Source organism: Vibrio sp., from assembly GCF_047973365.1.
Lineage (GTDB): Bacteria > Pseudomonadota > Gammaproteobacteria > Enterobacterales > Vibrionaceae > Vibrio.
The window spans coordinates 45,620-64,067 of record NZ_JBKEBW010000004.1; the positions used below are offsets into that span (position 1 = coordinate 45,620).

General features: G+C 43.6%; 13 protein-coding genes and 2 pseudogenes. 10 read left to right on the forward strand and 5 right to left on the reverse strand.

The window, feature by feature from the left end; translation table 11 throughout:
• Window positions 1-50: 50 nt before the first annotated feature.
• Both ACK5MF_RS00580 and ACK5MF_RS00585 read right to left on the reverse strand, forming a co-directional pair.
• Window positions 51-2,176, reverse strand: a pseudogene (locus tag ACK5MF_RS00580) (methyl-accepting chemotaxis protein).
• Between the two features lie 269 nt (window positions 2,177-2,445).
• The gene (locus tag ACK5MF_RS00585) at window positions 2,446-2,907 is read right to left on the reverse strand and encodes a TetR family transcriptional regulator (RefSeq protein ID WP_416918352.1); all 462 of its coding nucleotides are present in this window, start codon (window positions 2,905-2,907) and stop codon (window positions 2,446-2,448) included.
• Window positions 2,908-3,313: 406 nt separating this feature from the next.
• Here ACK5MF_RS00585 and ACK5MF_RS00590 point away from each other — a divergent pair, with 406 nt between their 5' ends.
• On the forward strand, window positions 3,314-3,616 hold the full coding sequence (locus ACK5MF_RS00590) for a YfcZ/YiiS family protein (protein WP_416918354.1): 303 nt from the start codon (window positions 3,314-3,316) through the stop codon (window positions 3,614-3,616).
• A 172-nt stretch (window positions 3,617-3,788) separates the two neighbouring features.
• A complete protein-coding gene (locus ACK5MF_RS00595; RefSeq protein WP_416918356.1) occupies window positions 3,789-4,361 on the forward strand; it encodes a hypothetical protein in 573 nt (190 codons plus the stop codon).
• Window positions 4,362-4,617: 256 nt separating this feature from the next.
• On the opposite strand, the gene ACK5MF_RS00600 is transcribed toward ACK5MF_RS00595, so the two are convergent.
• Window positions 4,618-5,721: a 1-acyl-sn-glycerol-3-phosphate acyltransferase gene (locus tag ACK5MF_RS00600; RefSeq protein WP_416918358.1), complete on the reverse strand. Its 1,104-nt coding sequence runs from the start codon at window positions 5,719-5,721 to the stop codon at window positions 4,618-4,620.
• Window positions 5,722-5,921: 200 nt separating this feature from the next.
• Here ACK5MF_RS00600 and ACK5MF_RS00605 point away from each other — a divergent pair, with 200 nt between their 5' ends.
• On the forward strand, window positions 5,922-6,530 hold the full coding sequence (locus tag ACK5MF_RS00605) for an AraC family transcriptional regulator (protein WP_416918360.1): 609 nt from the start codon (window positions 5,922-5,924) through the stop codon (window positions 6,528-6,530).
• Between the two features lie 64 nt (window positions 6,531-6,594).
• Here the strand turns inward: ACK5MF_RS00605 and ACK5MF_RS00610 are convergent, their stop codons facing one another.
• On the reverse strand, window positions 6,595-8,412 hold the full coding sequence (locus ACK5MF_RS00610; RefSeq protein ID WP_416918362.1) for an MOSC N-terminal beta barrel domain-containing protein: 1,818 nt from the start codon (window positions 8,410-8,412) through the stop codon (window positions 6,595-6,597).
• Window positions 8,413-8,731: 319 nt separating this feature from the next.
• On the opposite strand from ACK5MF_RS00610, the gene pyrC reads away from it, so the two are divergent.
• Window positions 8,732-9,760: a dihydroorotase gene (gene pyrC / locus ACK5MF_RS00615; protein ID WP_416918364.1), complete on the forward strand. Its 1,029-nt coding sequence runs from the start codon at window positions 8,732-8,734 to the stop codon at window positions 9,758-9,760.
• Between the two features lie 93 nt (window positions 9,761-9,853).
• Here pyrC and ACK5MF_RS00620 read toward each other — a convergent pair whose 3' ends face one another.
• Complete coding sequence (locus ACK5MF_RS00620) at window positions 9,854-10,768, reverse strand: L,D-transpeptidase family protein (RefSeq protein ID WP_416918366.1); 915 nt, start codon at window positions 10,766-10,768, stop codon at window positions 9,854-9,856.
• A gap of 342 nt (window positions 10,769-11,110) precedes the next feature.
• Here ACK5MF_RS00620 and deoD point away from each other — a divergent pair, with 342 nt between their 5' ends.
• The 6 genes and pseudogenes from deoD (at window position 11,111) to ACK5MF_RS00650 (ending at window position 18,440) form a co-directional block, all read left to right on the forward strand.
• The gene (gene deoD, locus ACK5MF_RS00625; protein WP_416918368.1) at window positions 11,111-11,821 is read left to right on the forward strand and encodes a purine-nucleoside phosphorylase; all 711 of its coding nucleotides are present in this window, start codon (window positions 11,111-11,113) and stop codon (window positions 11,819-11,821) included.
• 67 nt (window positions 11,822-11,888) lie between these two features.
• The gene (locus tag ACK5MF_RS00630; protein ID WP_416918370.1) at window positions 11,889-13,358 is read left to right on the forward strand and encodes a transposase; all 1,470 of its coding nucleotides are present in this window, start codon (window positions 11,889-11,891) and stop codon (window positions 13,356-13,358) included.
• A gap of 170 nt (window positions 13,359-13,528) precedes the next feature.
• A complete protein-coding gene (locus tag ACK5MF_RS00635) occupies window positions 13,529-14,992 on the forward strand; it encodes a hypothetical protein (protein ID WP_416918511.1) in 1,464 nt (487 codons plus the stop codon).
• A 3-nt stretch (window positions 14,993-14,995) separates the two neighbouring features.
• On the forward strand, window positions 14,996-16,573 hold the full coding sequence (locus ACK5MF_RS00640) for a diguanylate cyclase domain-containing protein (RefSeq protein ID WP_416918372.1): 1,578 nt from the start codon (window positions 14,996-14,998) through the stop codon (window positions 16,571-16,573).
• 367 nt (window positions 16,574-16,940) lie between these two features.
• Window positions 16,941-17,321 carry a DUF3302 domain-containing protein gene (locus ACK5MF_RS00645; RefSeq protein ID WP_416918374.1) on the forward strand — a complete coding sequence of 127 codons (381 nt, stop codon included), beginning with the start codon at window positions 16,941-16,943 and terminating at the stop codon, window positions 17,319-17,321.
• A pseudogene (locus ACK5MF_RS00650) lies at window positions 17,321-18,440 on the forward strand (HlyD family secretion protein). Before ACK5MF_RS00645 ends, ACK5MF_RS00650 begins: the two are co-directional and overlap by 1 nt.
• Window positions 18,441-18,448: the final 8 nt, after the last annotated feature.

Genomic DNA, 18,448 nt, shown 5'->3' on the forward strand with positions numbered 1-18,448 from the left:
TTAAAAATCCACAAAGACCAAAATGAAGGCGGGATACCCCCGCCCTATTGCTATGACGCTTTACGCACTTCGAAACGACCGACCAATTGATCTAGCCGCTGAAGCGAGTTTTGCATGAGCGTGGTTCTGCGCGATAACTGTGATGACGCCTCCTGAAGCTTGAGAACTGTCGATTGAGCTTCATCTGCAGTTTGTCTGTGCTCCTCACTGTTACGAGCGATACCCTGAATTAGGGTAAACAATCCAGTTACCGATATTTGCAGACGTTCACTGCGCGACGACTCATCAACAACTTGAGTACTGTTCTCCACATTGGTGATACCTTCTTGCATGTAGCTCACCGCTCGCTCAGACTGGGTATGCAGCGCCGTCATCAACTCACCAATGCTATTAGCCGCTTGCGATGTCTTGTTCGCCAATACCCTGACTTCATCCGCAACGACGGAGAATCCTCTGCCATGCTCGCCCGCTCGTGCAGCCTCAATAGCCGCATTAAGTGCAAGTAAATTGATTTGCGCTGTGATCTCTGTAATAACAGAGACAATGTTACCAATTTTCTGCATTTCCTCGTTCACTTCATTCACACTCTGTGCGGACGATTGAACGATATTTTTAATGTCCTGAGCACTTTCAGCCGCCTTTTGATACTCCAGTTGCGCCGCATGAACAGTTTGCTTCATCAGCTCATGCATCTCAGTAGCCGTATCATTCGCACTGTTGATTTCCCGACTCTGTACACCTGCGAGCGAGAGCATGTCGGTTATAGATGTCGCCGTCATATCACTACTGGTAAGAAGTAACTGACTGCGACGGAACATTGATTCAGAAACATTTTTTACTTCTTTGCTGGCAAAAACCAGTTCCTGAATGATGCCCTCGAGGCTATCAATAAAACTGTTGGTCCATCGTCCCAGATCTCCAGTCTCATCAGATTTAAATTGGCTCGCGTCCAAGCGACGAGTTAAATTGCCATCACCTTCAGCAAGAACCTGCATCACTTGAGTCATACTTTCAAGGTTGGTCGCCATAGGTTTGGCTGTTGATTTATGGAATAAACCAATCGCGATCAAACCAAGTACAACCGACAGCGACAGAAACTGCTCAGATGTTAGCGGATAAAACATCTGAACAATAAAAGGGAGAAGCAATGGTCCAAAGACACTTAATGTAAATTGCTGGTCGAGTTTTTGCGAAATTGAACGATGACGATATACTTCTTCGAGATCGGATTCACACATCATTCCCCAGCGATCTTTAGAACCAGGCATAGTAAACGTCACCCCTTTCCCTATCACCGGGATATGGCGGTAGTCAGAGTAACCAGGATAATCGATATACAAATTGTGCCCATTTTTAATGGTTTCCCTTACCCCTGGGTGCAGTTTATTGGTCGCAGGATCATTGAACATAATCTCAAATTCCGTATGACGGCTTACTCGAACCCCCCCCCCCATTTGGTATTCACCCCGTCTTTTAAGTTCTCGCCATGGGAAAAGTGATTGTCTTCGAATCGCGAGCGTGACAGTGCGACACCTTGTTTGATGGAAGGGTCAAAATGGGAGTTGACCATAAACAGATAGTTATCACCTGATTCACTGTAAATGTGCCCTGCCTCGCGTTGGATCAAATCACCAATAACATCATTAGGAATTCGCCCACAAAGGCAGCCTTTAGAGCCGTCACTAAGATCTAAAGGCTGATAAAACATCAGTGTCACTTCGTCATGGAAGTGAGAACTAGAAGGACCAACAGCTAAAGTCACATCATCACGATAGGGTCCATGTAAAAATGGTTTAATTAATCCCTCGTTTAGTGCTTGAATCGAGAATACCTTTTTGGCTTTCTGTGATTGGAAGGTGGATTCTAGAATCTCACCTTGAGCTGACACGATAAATAATTCAGAGAGATCCGCACTACGTTTTAATAGTCGGTTTAAGGTTTCTTTATACTCTTGGGGAGATTTTGTCGACAGAGAAATAGCAGCGTCGTATAGGAATGACCATTGGTTTCCAGCCCAGGTCGTTAAAATTTTTACACGAGTATTGGCAATATTTTCAAAAGTTTGTTCCAGAGATGTTTTGCGTTTACGGTTAAACCAACATGCCTTGCGCATAGCTAGTTTTCCAGTATTGCCAAACCAAGGCAGCCACCCTTTTTCCTCAGGCATTAAGTGCATAAAATTTCCTTATTTTTCTATTGTTATGTGCATCAATGTGCAATCTGCGTTCCAAAAATAAGGCAAAAGTACGTTGTTCTGTATTTACTTCATATAACAAACAGGTTAACTATCTTAATAAAAATCAGGCAGTTAATATCACTACCGACTATAACAGCATTCACTAAACAAGGGAGCTCACCACCCCACACTGCACCATTATGATGAATAAATTTGCTGTAAAAATGAAAAGGGCTTGCAAATGCAAGCCCTTAAAAACAGATAAGCTATTATTTACTCATTTCGATCAATGATTTACCAATTAGCCACTCGACTTGCTTATCACTTCCTTCGCCTAATTTTTCATGGGCAAGCTTGTACATGCGCCCTACCCCTTTATAGGAAAATTCTTCCGCTTTATCTGCTGAGACGATATGGTGAAAAAACAGACGTAAAACAGCTAAGAATTCTGCATTGTTTAGTGCCTTAAGCCATGAATTTGCGAATGATTCCACACCATGGTCAAAATCCAGATGTGCAGCAAATAAGTTAAATATTCGACCATCAAGTGCGAGAACAAAATCTGTCTTTTTCGGAAAGTGGTGACTAATGCCTGTACGAGAGACACCCGTTTGCTGACTTAGTGTGGTATATGACATCTTGTCATAGCCTAATCTTAACAATTGGTCGACAACAGCATCCATAATCGTTTGAATGGTCACTTCTGTATCTTCTTTACTACGCTTCGGCATCTTAATAGCTCTTTTTGTGTACAAATTCATCAAAATTAAAATGAATCCAAAATTGCCGAATCGCTTCAGCAATCAATCCACTTTGTAAGAAAATATTCTTTCATTCACTTTGAATGAATAAAATATCCTTTAAAATTTCATCCAGATAAGGAAATAATCCATAAAACATATTCATTTCCGCTACAGAATAATCTTACAAACCAGTGGGTATGACAATGCATCAACTCATTTAATAACCAAAAAATGTCACCAGAACGTCTAATTTACGACTGTTATCACACTCCTATTTCTGTTAGCTAAGTCAACAATAGTAATCCGCACTCATACATTGTTGCATTATCATTTATCTGGAACACCTGCTGATACAGAGTTAGAATGTTCTTAAATTTTGCAAGAGGATGTTGAAATGAGTGATGAAAGCTGTGAAGTGAACCAAGTTTGTGAGGCTTGTGGTTGTTCTGCTGAAATGGGCTTTTTTATCAAAGAAGGTGATGAAGTTGCTGAAGTGACTATTTTCGCGCCCCATAAAGACCAGCTAAAAAGCGAATTAGATAAGTATGTGGCTCTAGCAAAAGATGTTTGTGCCGCAGTGGAATTCGAATCTACACCTATTGATGACAACACAACTGAATTGAATGCACGCTTCAAATTTGAAGTAAGTGCAGAAAAGCTGATCTTTGAACTTAAGTCCCGTTCACTGATGCGATAATATTCCTTCGAAAGCGAGTGCCTAGCTCGCTTTTGTGATCTTACCCATGTGATTTTGTGCTAATTGAAGACATTCTCACTCCTGCCGATACTATCATTAATACCATATCGTTAAGAGATTTAGTAACAACATGTTTTTCTCAACCTGGCGTTTATCTGCTTGGGCATTGTGTATGGCTTTTTGCACATATCCACTGAATGCAGCACCTCTCGACCAGTACCAAATACTGAATCATTTGGATAATTACGGTAACCTCGACTTGAGAAACAAGCCTTACACCAGTTTGCCTGACGGGTTAGAGATCAAGGGGAATCTCAATATCGCCAAAACATCCATTAAGGCACTGCCAAAAGGCTTGACCGTTATGGGCAGTTTAGATGCATCAAACAGCGAACTTGAGCGCCTACAACGAGGCACAAAAATTCGTGGTTACGCCAACTTTCTCGGTTCCAAAATTAAAAATTGGCCAGCACGAGTTCAAGTGGGCGGCTACCTAAATTTTACGGATACACCACTAGAGAAACTGCCACCGAACATGACAGTGAAAGGCGACTTATGCGTTTCGAGAACACCATTAGCAGAACTGCCAGAAGGTATTGTGATTGAAGGGAGTCTCTATATAGGTGGTTCCAAAATTACCACTTTCCCTGAAACGATGACCGTAAAAGGTAATATTTATCTGGGTGGGAATGTCATTACAAAATGGCCAAGCAACTTAACTTTAGGTGGTGCCGTCGCTCGCTAGTCACGCATCAGAATATCAAAAAGAGAAGCTTATTCGCTTCTCCTTTTGATATACCACCTAATTTATACCGTTCTAAGTAAAAATATGATCAAATTAGGCATTAGTGGAGCAGCGAATGGGCATCGAACACAAACACGCCCTTATTTTTTATAAGAGCGTCCTTCCATGGGGCTCCGCCGAGCCATCCATGGCTCGGAGGGTTTGCTTATCGACACCCATTCACTGATCAGAAAGTTTTCCAGAACGGTATTAATTGCTAACGATTACGTACAGGGTTTGCGTAACTATCAATAAGATATTGATGTGCGTTGAGTGGCAACTGCGCAAGTTTTTGCTCTAACTTCGCTTTGACTGCAGGCGTGATATCTGCATTTTCCTCTCCCGCCGCTAATAAGTTGATAGGAAACAACCTGTAGTTGGCGTGAATTTGGCGGTCTATTTCTTGCGCGAGTTCATCTGGTGTTTCATAAGTGTTAGTGATCACATCACCAAACGCGACATGCACACGACCTTTGTCGCCAATGATACCTTGAATAATACTTTCAATATCTTCAAATTCGCCTTTTTCATACTTGCCATAAGTGGCTTTTTCATACAACTCTCGAGCTTTGGCAATATCGCACGGGTCGTTCTCGTAACAAATTGACACTGGAACAATTTTGAGCGATTTGATGTATTCCGGAAATTCAATTTTCTGTTTACGACCTTCGACGTTAAACATTTTGAGAATAGCAGGGTCAGTAAAATCGTTACCGTCTTTAGCGCGACCTTCTTTTTGAGCAATCCAAATCGAATGGCCAGTATCCAACGAGTGCTTAATGTACGCCGACAGTGTGCCGAGTGCTTTCATCATTTCACGTGGCGCTTTCGCCGAACGTTTAACAATGAAGCTTTTGTTTAAGCGCATCAGTTCAGTCGCACATGGCTTTTTCAGTAAGTTATCACCAATTGCGATGCGAACTGTGCGGTGACCCGACTCATGCAAACCGTAGTTAACTAAAGCAGGATCCATCGCGATATCACGATGGTTAGACACAAATAGATAAGCCGTGTTCTTATCCAACTTGCTTAAGCCACTATATGTCACACCTTTAGTGGTATGTTCTAGTGTCTTCTCTAAATATTTTTTCACTTCAATTTGAATTGCGTCAACGGAAGTAAGTTTTGCCCACTTAAACTTAAGATAAGCTTTTACGAATGGACCCATCATCGCTTTTAGCCATGACGGTTGACGCTCAAAACGATGATCAATGATCGCGGTGATAAATTCTTCATCATTGATTAGACGTTCGATGGCGGCAGGAATTTCGTCATCATTGTAAGGACGAATCTCTTGATACGGGTCAGTGGTTGAAGTCATATTCTCGTACATCAAATAAAAAACGGGGCTATTCTACGCGTACTCGCATTGGCTCGCAGCTAACATAAGCACATAAATTACAAGGTCAGACCAGAAAACAACAAAATAGTTTCTGCCAGATTACCCTCTCTTCTAGACGATATTTGGCTTTTCAGTAGATAAACGTTAATCTTAGCGCCCTTAAATGAGTGAGGCTATGTATGAACTACGCTATTCAATCTGAAATCTGCTTATTTCCATATTTGGAAGTCACGCCACGTAAGCGAGCGACTAAGCATAGTTTAGTCAAAGTTAACCGTGGTCTTGCTTTATTTAAACTGGGTAAACAAGAGTATGCCATTGAAAGCGGTCAGACAATTTGGATACCCATTGAATGTTTATGCTCGCTAACGTTTCTGCCAAATACTCACATCACTCGCATCGATTTTTCAGTTCGCCTGAGAGATGAATTTCCACATCAATCTGGTTTTATAAAACTGACCGAACTGAGCTCTGCTGTGCTGAATAGCATTCAGTCGGCGAAAACGAATGACGAAGTGTACCCGCATTTACTACAAGTGCTAAAAGCTGAAGTTAAAAAACTTGAACCAAAGCTGGTTGAAAATAGTTTAAGCCAACAGTTTGCTCGCTGGCAGCCTGATCAGCAGGGAGTGATCAACAAAGAACATCATGTCTCTTTGCTAGTGAGAGAAGCGATGAAACGCAAGCTCTCTGGCACAAAATTACAGCTGATTATTGATGAGCTTTTCTCTGGCAATACAGCGCAATTTGAACAGCTATGCCAACTTGTGCTTGGCAATACCCTTTAATATGAGAGAGAAAAACAGCCAGCGAATAATCGTTGGCTGTCTTTATAAAGCGGGGAATCACGCCTTAGTTCACCACTTCGATATCCGTTTCGGGTACACAACAGCAAGCCAGAACCATCCCTATATTACGCTCATGGTCTTGCAATGCAGGGACATCTGGCTGATGAACCTTACCTGATTCAACCTTCACTTTACACGCACCACAGAAACCAGCACGGCAGCTGTTGGCAATCGGAACGCCTGCCGCTTCTGCTTGCTCCAACAAAGTCGTTTGATTGTTACCTTCAAACAGATTGCCGTTGACACTCAGTTGCAATGTTTTGAATTCTTTTACGGTTTGTTGAACACCAAATGCCTCTTGATGATAAGCGTGCTCAGCGACACCCTGCTTAAGCAGTAAGTTCTTCGCTTTTTGCATAAATCCATCCGGCCCACACACAAACACCTGGCGTGCAGCGACATCTTTCACCTGTTTGAGGTGTGACAAGGATAAACGCCCTTTCAGACCAAACCAGTCAACGGGTGGCTGAGTCAGCGAAATAAACACTTTCAGCTCAGGATGTTCCAATTCCATTTTTTCTAACTCTTCACGGCATGGAATATCTTCAATGGTACGGCACTGATGGTAGAAGACCACATCACGAATCGGTTTGTTATCAGCTAAGTAACGTAACATCGACAGCATTGGGGTCACGCCACTTCCGGCAGAAAGCAGCAATAAAGGCTGGTTATGGTGCTCTGTCGATAAATGGAAGCTACCATCTGGCGTTTGGGTTGTCAGTGTGTCACCAACGTGTAGGTTATCCAGCAACCAGTTAGATACACGCCCACCATCAATTCGTTTTACTGAGACGGCCAAGCGGCCCGGACGTGAAGGACTGGAGGACAAAGTGTAGAAACGGCCTACATTTTCTCCATCCACCACAATGTCGATAGGTAAATATTGCCCCGGTTGATAATTTGGCGTCACGCCATGTTGCGGTTCAAGCCAAAAGGTCACGAAATCACGAGCAATCTCTTCACGCTCTACGCAGGTCATTAGATAGTGACGCTGACCTAAATCTGGGTAGAGCTCTTTTTCTTTGTATTCGAGAACTTCAACTTTGTCTCCGGCATAAATCATACCTTCATTTCTCGCGACAAGGTTCTGTCCGAAAAACACACCACCTCTCTCATTCGCTCTGAATTGAGACAGGGTGCGTAAAGGTTCCTTGCTTGGACGATACTGGCCTTTTTCAAGATCGACCGTGGTCATAATGCAGCGCTCACAAGGTTTGAGAGCTTCAAATTCCACCTCTCCAATTCGGATGCGTTTCCAGCCATCTTCCGCAAAAGGTTCGCTACCAGATATCACTAGATTGGTTCGAAATTGATCCATGCTATGACGTTCAGTGCTGCGACGATTCAGTTCGTCTAACGAGCCTTGGCTAATGATGAGTAGTGGGTAGCCGTCGGCAAAGCTGACATTGTGACCAAATTTTTCACGTACACGGTTTGATTGCTGACCGGTAAACAACAGTTCAACACGTTGCCCCATAACCTCACTAAACCAATCATCGGCGTCATCCGTTGTGGTATAAGCAATAAAGTTGTCATTCCAAACCGTTGCAGGTGACTCCTGCATTTTGAACTCAGCATATCGGATAGAAAGGGGGGATTTGCCTTGCGCGGTAAATATCAGACCATCAGGCGTCAACGTCGATCGAATCTTAACCATTTGTGGATATTTACGAGCGGTCACCATACTGCCGTCCGCTAACGCTAGCATAAATCGTCGGTCAAACATCAAACCTTGTTTTTCAACCCAGGCAGTAGACAACGAAAGTCCACCCACAGATTTCACTGGATAAACATTGATTTGAGAAAGTACGGCTGACGACATGGCACACATCCTTACCTATCAGTTAGAAAAACCATCAATTTAAAAAATAATCAGTTAGAAAAATAGTGGTTGGGAAAATGATTCCCTCATCCACGCTACGCTTAGCGAACATAGAGGCGCTATGAATGACACAAATGAGCCATCATTTCAATCAATTAGCCGAGAAAAAATGCTCTAAACAATCAGAAGACACAAATTAAAAGATGAAATGACAACCCATTTACTCTATCATCCTGTCGCCTAAACGGAAGCGTTTGCGTGAAGCAAAACTCCGCTTTAGGCTCCAATCATTCATATGACTTCATGGTGGGAGCAATTCATGACAACACTTACGATCACTCGTCCTGACGACTGGCATGTTCATCTTCGCGACGGCGAAGTCCTTGCGGATACCGTGCGTGATATCAGCCGCTATAACGGGCGTGCGCTTATTATGCCAAACACAGTCCCACCAGTAACCAATACAGAGATGGCGCTTGCTTACCGTGAACGCATCATGGCGCAAAATCCAAGTGTGGCTTTCCAACCGCTAATGTCGCTGTATTTAACCGATAACACCTCTGCAGAAGACATTCGTCAAGCTAAAGCTTCTGGTGCAGTTGTTGCTGCAAAACTTTACCCAGCGGGGGCAACCACCAATTCGGATTCGGGCGTGACCAATGCAAAAAATATCTACCCTGTTTTGCAAGCCATGCAAGAAGAAGGCATGTTACTGCTTGTTCACGGCGAAGTGACCACTCACGAAGTTGACATCTTTGACCGTGAAAAAACCTTCTTAGAAACCGTGCTTGCTCCAATCGTCAACGATTTTCCGAACCTTAAAATCGTGTTGGAACACATTACAACAGCAGAAGCGGTTAGCTTTGTGAAAAGCGCTTCAGACAATGTGGCCGCCACCATTACTGCGCACCACCTGTTGTTTAACCGTAACCACATGTTGGTGGGCGGTATTCGCCCTCACTTGTTCTGTCTGCCGATTCTAAAACGCGCCACTCACCAACATGCTCTGGTGGCAGCCGCTACTTCAGGCAGTAAGAAATTCTTCCTAGGTACAGACTCTGCACCTCACGCCAAAGGTAAGAAAGAAGCCGCTTGTGGCTGTGCAGGTTCATATACCGCTCACGCAGCGTTAGAACTTTATGCGGAAGTATTCGAACAAGAAGGTAAACTGGAAAATTTGCAGGCTTTCGCGAGCCACAATGGACCAGATTTCTACGGAGTGCCTCGTAACACAGATACAGTAACGTTGAGCAAAACGTCATGGGATGTTCCGGCGAGCATGCCTTTCGGCGGTGAAACCGTAGTTCCGATTCGTGCTGGTGAAACGATTCAATGGCAGGTGTCTTAATACTGTTCTGCTGATGAAAAGCCGCCTTGTAAAGCGGCTTTTTCGTATATAACTTTGTTTATAGGTAACTTTCGCTATTTCAGTGGACTGAACTTAATCAAATTGTGGTGCGACCACTTCCACTGGCACACCGTTTTGCGCCAATATTACCGCTTTCGCTTTCACTTCAGACTTATCAAACTCGTCTAGCCACCATTTTAGCTCAACAGGCAGAACCAGATCTTTTTTGCTGCCGTCACTACGCGTTAACGGTTCGTGTGCTTCAACAAAGACACTTCGGTCTGGTTCTAATGCAACTTTCACAGGCTCATCGATGATGCGTACCTTTTCGCCTCGCTCAACCTGGCTAAACAGCCATTCGATATCTTTGGGCTCCATACGGATGCAACCAGAACTGACACGTAAACCGATACCAAAATCTTTGTTGGTACCATGGATCAGGTAGTCACCATTGCCAAACGCTAAACGAAGTGCGTATTCACCTAATGGGTTTTCCGGGCCTGAAGGGACGACTTTTGGCAACTCAATGCCTTTTTGCAGATATTCTTTTCGAATAGAGTCCGGTGGCGTCCAAGTTGGATTTGGCCGTTTCTGGCTTATTTTGGTTTCCATTTCAGGCGTATCGCGTCCAATTCGACCAATACCGACAGGGAAAATATGTACCTTTCGCTCTTCTGGCTTGAAGTAGTAAAGACGCAATTCTGCAAGATTCACCACAATACCTTCATAAGGCACCATAGGTAGAATGATTTGTGAAGGAATAGTAAGTACATAGCCTTCTTGTGGCAGGAAAGGGTCAACGCCTTTATTGGCAGCCATCAAGCCTAGAAAGCCGATGTCGTACTGTTTGGCGATTTGCGCTAAGGTCTCACCTTTTTCAATCACATGGTATTGGGCATTTCCCACCATGCTGCTTCCTTCCATCGGAAAGTCATAAGTGGCTGCTAACACTTTTGTCATAAAACTGGACGCCACTATGCAGCCCACTACCAATAACTTACGCAACATGTATTTCTTTATCCCTTGCTTGCTTATACACATCTAAGGTTACTTCTCTTTCCGCTTAATGATCAACTATCGGTGTAGAATATAACAGCGAGTTTACTTCTCAGACTCTGCGAACAAGCTCACCACGAACGGCTTTGCAGATACGATTGCTTTATCAAATTCAACATAATTAGTTATTAAGTAATATCTAAAGGAACGATGCCGCCTTTTTTGTGAGCAAAATCGCAAGAAACCTTAACGTTACTCACTAATATTGCTGCAACAGACAAATCATCAGTCAACAGAAATAGTAATTTAATATGAGACACTGTTTAATTGACTGAACATTTTTGGAGAACAATGATGGCAACCCCACACATTAACGCACAACTAGGTGACTTCGCTGAAACAGTATTGATGCCTGGAGATCCGCTTCGTGCAAAATTCATCGCAGAGACTTACCTTGAAGACGTGAAGCAGGTATGTGACGTACGTAATATGTTCGGTTACACAGGTACTTATAAAGGCAAAAAAGTTTCTGTCATGGGTCACGGTATGGGTATTCCGTCATGCTGTATCTACGTTCACGAGCTGATCGCTGAATACGGCGTGAAGAACATTATTCGTGTAGGTAGTTGTGGTGCCGTACGTGACGATGTAAAACTGATGGACGTGGTTATCGGTATGGGTGCATCAACGGATTCTAAAGTTAACCGCATTCGTTTTAGCAGCCATGATTTCGCGGCAATCGCTGACTTCGAACTACTTGAAACCGCAGTAGCTCAAGCTCGCGCGCAAAAAGTAGATGTCAAAGTAGGTAACATTTTCTCTGCTGATCTGTTCTACACACCAGAACCAGAAATCTTCGAAAAAATGAAGAAACTTGGCATTCTGGGGGTCGACATGGAAGCGGCGGGTATCTATGGTGTTGCAGCAGATTTAGGCGCTCGAGCGCTGACCATTTTAACAGTTTCTGACCACATTCTACGCGGTGAGAAACTCAGTGCTGAAGATCGTCAAAAATCTTTCCATGAAATGATGCAAGTGGCACTTGAAACTGCTATCAAGATGTAATTCGATATTTATTAATAGGTTGCCAAGTAGCGCGTTTGGCAACCCCACTATTCCCGAGGGGGAGATCGTGTCGACCGACCAATTACCTGCGGATGCTGATGGCTTGCAGCTCAACTTTTGTAAAACATTGGCGTGTGACAACTTTGGTTTGAGTGAAGCAGAACGGTATGTTTTGCAACGCGCAAATCCTAAGCGTCCAACGATGGTTTGTCGTGAGTGCGGTGCCTTCCCCCCCTTACTTAACAATAAAGAAGTGTTAAACGAACTGGTTCGTTTACGCCAACTTCACAGCGACGGCCTACCCGCTTGTCGTAATCTTGAATGTGAAAACGCGGGACTTTCTGTCCATACTCACAAACATCTTTACCATGCTTTTGGCTATAGCGGCGATCGTCAACGTTATCGCTGCAAATCTTGCCACTCTACATTTGTCGATAAATGGTCTGGATCTAACAACAAATTACTGTTCCAAGAAACCTTATTCGGGTTGCTTTTCATGGGTTACTCAGTGCGAGAAATCTGCCGCAAACTCGATATCAATCCAAAAACTTTTTATGACCACATCGATCACATTGCGAGTCGCTGTCGTAGAAAACTGGCTATGATTGACGCGCGTTGGGTTAACCACGCTAAAAGCTTCCAGTTCTCTTCGCATTACATGGCGCTGCAGCCTAAAAGTAGCAATGGCGTATTATGGATTGCCACTGGTGAGGCAAATACCGGTTATATTCTCTGCCAGCACGTTAATTATTCCGCTAAAGAAGAGCCTATTGGTTCCGTAGATCACAACCCTTATGAACTCCCAGCGCGATTCGTCTCACGAGAGCATTCTTCAGAAGCGAACCTACCACAGCCGGCACCTTCACCCATATTGAGGGAAAGAATTGATCAACAATATCAGACCATTCTGGCGCGCGGCAACGTTGAAGATCCTATGGGGAACTTATCCATCTTTAACTACCCTTCGAAAGGAGCATTGATTCGTCCCCCATACACCTCCTACGCACACTACCTACATGTGTTGGATATGTGCGACATTGATAAGCATGTCTCTATCTTCATGCCTCAGGATCCGCTTCTTCGCTCAGCCGCTTTAAGTGTGTGTCTATCGAGGATCAGACGTCAAAACATTGACTTAATGTATGTTGAAGAAGATGCAGACTGGCAAGATACGCTATCTTTTGACAAAGTTGATATTGTTCTCATGGGGTGGTGGCGAGACAGATGGGCGATAGCTCACCAACAAAATGGCTCAAAAGGTATCTGTTATCTGGCGGGAGCACATCCAGATCCTCAAGCTTGGTTAAAAAAGGCTTCGGTAAAGCAAACCGCGTTTTATCAACAGCGTTTTCAACTGTTGTTTGAATCCTTCATTAATGAACCAAGACGCAAATTACGTCCCGGTGGCTTGCTGCCATTACTCGACATTTATCGTGCATGGCACAATCTATGCTATCAAGATAAGCATGGAAATACGGCGGCACAGAATTTAGGATTAACACAAAAGCCTTTGACGTTAAAAGAGCTTTTATCCTGAACAGTGAGCAGTAGAGTGTGAGGAAGCACAAATTTATACATGAGCAAAATCATAAACATTTCCGGTTTGCTATGTAATTAGTGCTAAATGGCATCGATATTCAAACGACACGCGGTCAACAAACTCAATGACATTGTATGCGTGTGTCGTACAGCCAGGAAGTAATGGATTTGGATCAAAGCCAGTACCTATTATTATCAGAGCTCAAAAAGCTTAGGCCCCGTATAGAGTCTGAGCCCGCCGATGTATTGGCTATCGCAGAGAAAGCTCTCACCCAAGCGAAACAGTCCCTTTTTCACGATGGCATGATTCAAGCACTGATCATTATGTCCCGTTGCGCATGGTGTGAAACGAATTACCGTAAGGGATTGAAATATATCAAAGAAGCGCGTCGGTATCAGAATAGTCTCGACACTGACGAATTTCTGCCAGAAATTCTCCATGTTCATGCGTTGCAGTTCTGGGGACAAGCCAAATACTATACCGCCCAACAATTTTGGATTAACGCCCTAGAGCAGTCTGCGTTAGTGGACGAAGATGAAGTGCTGATTGAAAGCCTCATCGGTTTTGGCAATATCTGGCGCATAACCAAACAGTACCAACAAGCCAGTTCAACCCACCAGCTCGCGGCTAAAGTCGCACATAATTTAGAGATTTCATGGCTTGAGGGTAAAGCCCGAATTCTATGGGCTTGGGATCTCTATTTGCAAGGACAGTACTTAGATATGCTGACTGTCCTTGATGGTGCAGATGAAGCACTTGCTGACTATCCTGACAAAACATGGCAGACCGAAGTCTGGGATTTTCGTGGCTTAGCACTGCTAGGTTTGGAACGAATTGAAGATGCTCAGCAAGCTACGCAAAAAGCTCATAAGCTCGCGGTCGCCCATAACCTCTCTAGAATGAAAGCCCACTCATACATTAGCCGGGCAAAAATTGAGTTATTGAGGAAAAATCATTCGCAAGCCGTAGAGTTGCTTATTTCAGCAGAAAAGACCGCCCGCAGTTTTAATAATGGTGAGCTACTGTCGCAAATTTGCTATCAACAAGCGCTCGTCTCCGAAGAGATCGGCGATGACTACACCGCATTGGAAGCGTTCAAAAAGTATCGCGAATACTCACTGCAAATGCTCCATGAGCAAAGCCTCCGCTTAGGTTCCGATAAGGCTCGAACTTCCAAGCGACAACTGGATCAGCGAGCGAAGAAACTTCTAAATCGAATCCGAAATCAACACGAGTATCATCCAGAGAAACATTTATCTCATGTGGTACCAGAAAACTTCTGGTGGGAGCAAATGGTCTTGCATAAAGTTGACCTGATGAACTCGTCTCATTCCGTCATTTCAATATATCATGCTAACCCGTTGTTTTTAGATGCCTGTACAGAACTGATTCATTCATTGTGTGGATCCAAAGATCTGCTCTCACGTTTAAGTGTCAATTACTTAGGATTATTAATGAGCGAGCGTGGTGATGCAGCAGAACATCTATTTGATATTATTGAGAAAATGATTGAAATTTATCCATGGGAGCGCAAGAAGCTTCATGGCACGCTTCCACAGACAACACTTCATACAATAGTCAGTTTTCCTTTCACTCTTGAACTGCTTGAAGAGCTGACTTTGGAGAATTAATCAATGGAAGTACTACTGAATAAAGTTCAAGAAGCAGGGTTAGATGCCACATCTGTCAATGGCGAAGAAGCCGTGATCTTCTGGAACCATGTTCGCAAAAACATCGCCATAACTAATGAAGAAAAAGCGATGTGCTTTATTGTTAGTGCAGAATTTCATGCAAAAATGCGCCAGATACCAAGCAGCATTAGCAAACTTAGGTCGGCGCTAAATTTGTTAGATTCCAACCAAGCGGAACTTATTCTTTCAGTAAAAAATAGTCTTGCTGAGCTGCTGATTGAAAACGGCGATTATGTAGAAGCGCTGCAAGAGCATATTTCATCTTCCGGATTAGCGGTAGAGTATCGTTATATCGATGGTTACGTACTTGCTATATTAGGCATGGGCAACTTGTGCGACGCTTATGGTGATCATCGCAGAGCAATGAGTTACTACCTGAAAATCGACAGCCTTGACCACGCAATAAGTAGTCGATCGTTGAGGTTACGCTACAAACTTTACATGCTTGCCTGCTACGTAAACCTCGGACGCTTCGATGAAGCCAACGAGCTAGTAAAAGAGTGTGAAGAATTGAGTATTTTGGTGAGTGACAAAATTCTTGCCGGCCAAACCATCTTATACGAAGCCAAAATATATCGTTATCAAGGCAATATACCGCAGGCATTACGTACTTTATCAACCGTTCAGTTTGCCCCAGGCAACATTCATTCTTACTGGCTTGCTAACATGGTGCGTGTAGAACGCGCAAAATGTTTCCTGGAACTTGGTAAATCTGACATTTCAAATATGCTGCTGTTTGGTACCGAAAAGCGCCTCAAACGTTTTCCATCCCCAATATTGGGAAAAGGCTTATATCAGACTTTCAGCCGAATTTTTGAACGTCAAGGATTGTATAAAGAAGCACTGCGCTACCAACGAGAAGCCTTTAAAATTGAGTCCGAACTTATTCAAAGCATCCCGATTGCGGAACTGGGAGCGGCACAGTTGCGCCGTTTATCTCGCTTTGAGCTGCAATTGAAACTTATCGTATCAGAACTCGAGAACCAAGAGCTGAAAGAGACCACAGAGCACCATAAAAACGCAGTTGCTCGCCTACAGCAAGACGTATTGACCGACCCGCTCACCAAACTGCATAACCGCCGTTGGCTGGATGGAAAACTCAAAGCTCTACTGCATACCGAAACTCCATTTGCTTTCTTAGTAGTTGATATTGACCACTTTAAATCCATCAACGACGAACTTAGCCATCTGGTTGGTGATAAAGCGATTGTCAATGTCTCAAGTGAACTGGCTGATCACTTCAAAGACCCCAAAGCATCTTGTATACGCTATGGTGGCGAAGAGTTTTTGGTCATTCTCGAGGATATGACCATAGAACAAGCACAGGCATCAGCAGAAGCATTTCGTCAAAGAATCTTTAAGTTCCAGTGGCAAGAGATTTTAGGCGAGCGCGGTTTAACCGTGAGTATTGGGATAACCTTAAATAAAGACGGTGAAAATACTCAAAGAACCTTCTATCGAGCAGACAAAGCTTTGTATCGAGCCAAGGCAAACGGGCGAAACCAAGTGTGTTCAGAATAATCCTTTGATTTATCAGACGATACTGTTACAACTAAATACATTCACAAGTAGAATAAACCGCGATTTAACAGAAAAAAGTACTACGCTTTAAGAAACAGAAGGTAGCGACCTGCTATTTTCCATATCGCAGCGGACTGATATGAAATAATTGCCACGACTATACCCAAACTACTTGAAGTTGCAGGTAGGCGGCAAGTGAGTGAATCCCCATGAGCATAGATAAACTATGCGATTGGAGTGAGCGAGCGTAGCCAACACCGCTGCAGCTTTAAGTAGGAAGAGTATATACCCAATTGGCCATCATTTTATATGTAAAGAGATTTTGTTTATCACCACGATAAGTCTTCAATTTATATAGGATCATTCTATGTTTTTAGATTATTTTGCCCTAGGTATGTTGGTGTTTGTGTGCTTAGTGATTTTCTACGGCATCATTGTCATTCATGACATTCCGTATGAAATGGCTAAAGAACGTAATCACCCTCATCAGGATGCCATTCATGTGGCAGGCTGGGTTAGCCTGTTTACCTTACATGTTTTATGGCCATTTCTATGGATTTGGGCAACATTGTGGCGTGAAGACCGAGGTTGGGGGTTCAACAAACTTCAAGAAGAAACGCACGATATTCATGTCCGTGTTGACCAGTTAACACAACAGGTTGCCATGCTAAAAAATGAAATCGCACAATTAAGTCAAAAGCAAGCTCCAGCGGCTAAAGAAACCATGCAAGAAGAGGAGCAAAAATAATGGATTTATTACTTATTCTGACTTACACCGCGATTTGTATTGCCGTTTTCAAAGTTTTTAAAATCCCTCTCAATAAATGGTCGGTACCGACGGCTGTACTCGGTGGCGTGATTATCATTGGTACGCTTATTCTGCTAATGAATTACAATCACCCATTCACAGCGATCGGTGGTCAAGCTTATAGCACCACACCTATCGTGTCTGGTGTGCGTGGTAAAGTGTTCGAGGTAGATGTCGTACCCAACCAACACCTGAACAAAGGTGATGTGTTATTCAAAATCGATCCTACACCATTTGAGGCTGAAGTCGTGCGTAAAGAGGCCGCGGTAGCAGAAGCTGAGCAACAAGTACTACAACTAGAATCGGTTTATAAAGAAGCAGTTTCAAATACGACCAAGGCAGAAGCCGCTCGTGATAAAGCAAAACGCGAGTATGAACGCTACGAAAAAGGCTTCAAACGCGGGGCATTTACTGCCCAACAAGTGGATACCACCAATCAGCGCGCAGGCTTCTTTAGAAGCCGCACAAGCCCAGCAGGAGTCCGCTCGTCTTGCTTATGAGTCTGAGATTGACGGTGAAAACACAACCGTTGCCCGTGTTGAGGCTGAGCTCGCTCAGGCGGAGTTCAACTTAGAGCAAACCGTTGTAACAGCGCCAACAGACGGCTTTGTAACACAGCTTGCACTGCGTCCGGGTATGATGGCGGTTCCACTGCCATTATCACCAGTGATGACATTTGTTCACACTGAAGATGTCTATTTCTACGGTGCTTTCCGCCAAAACTCTATGCAGCGCTTAAAGACAGGATTTGAAGCAGAATTTGTCTTCCGCTCTATTCCGGGCAAAGTATTCAAAGGTGAAGTTGTTGATGTCATCCCTGCGATTGCAGAAGGTCAGGTTCAGGCTAGAGGCTCGTTGATTGGCACACAATCGATCAACACTCAAAGGCGTGTGATGGTAAAACTGAAACTCACGGACGATATGAGCGAATACAACCTACCGCTAGGGTCTAGTGCAGAAATAGCCGTGTATTCAGATAGCTTTGAGCACGTATCTATCATGCGTAAAATACTTATCCGTATGAAGAGTTGGCAAAACTATTTATATCTGGATCATTAATACCGTTA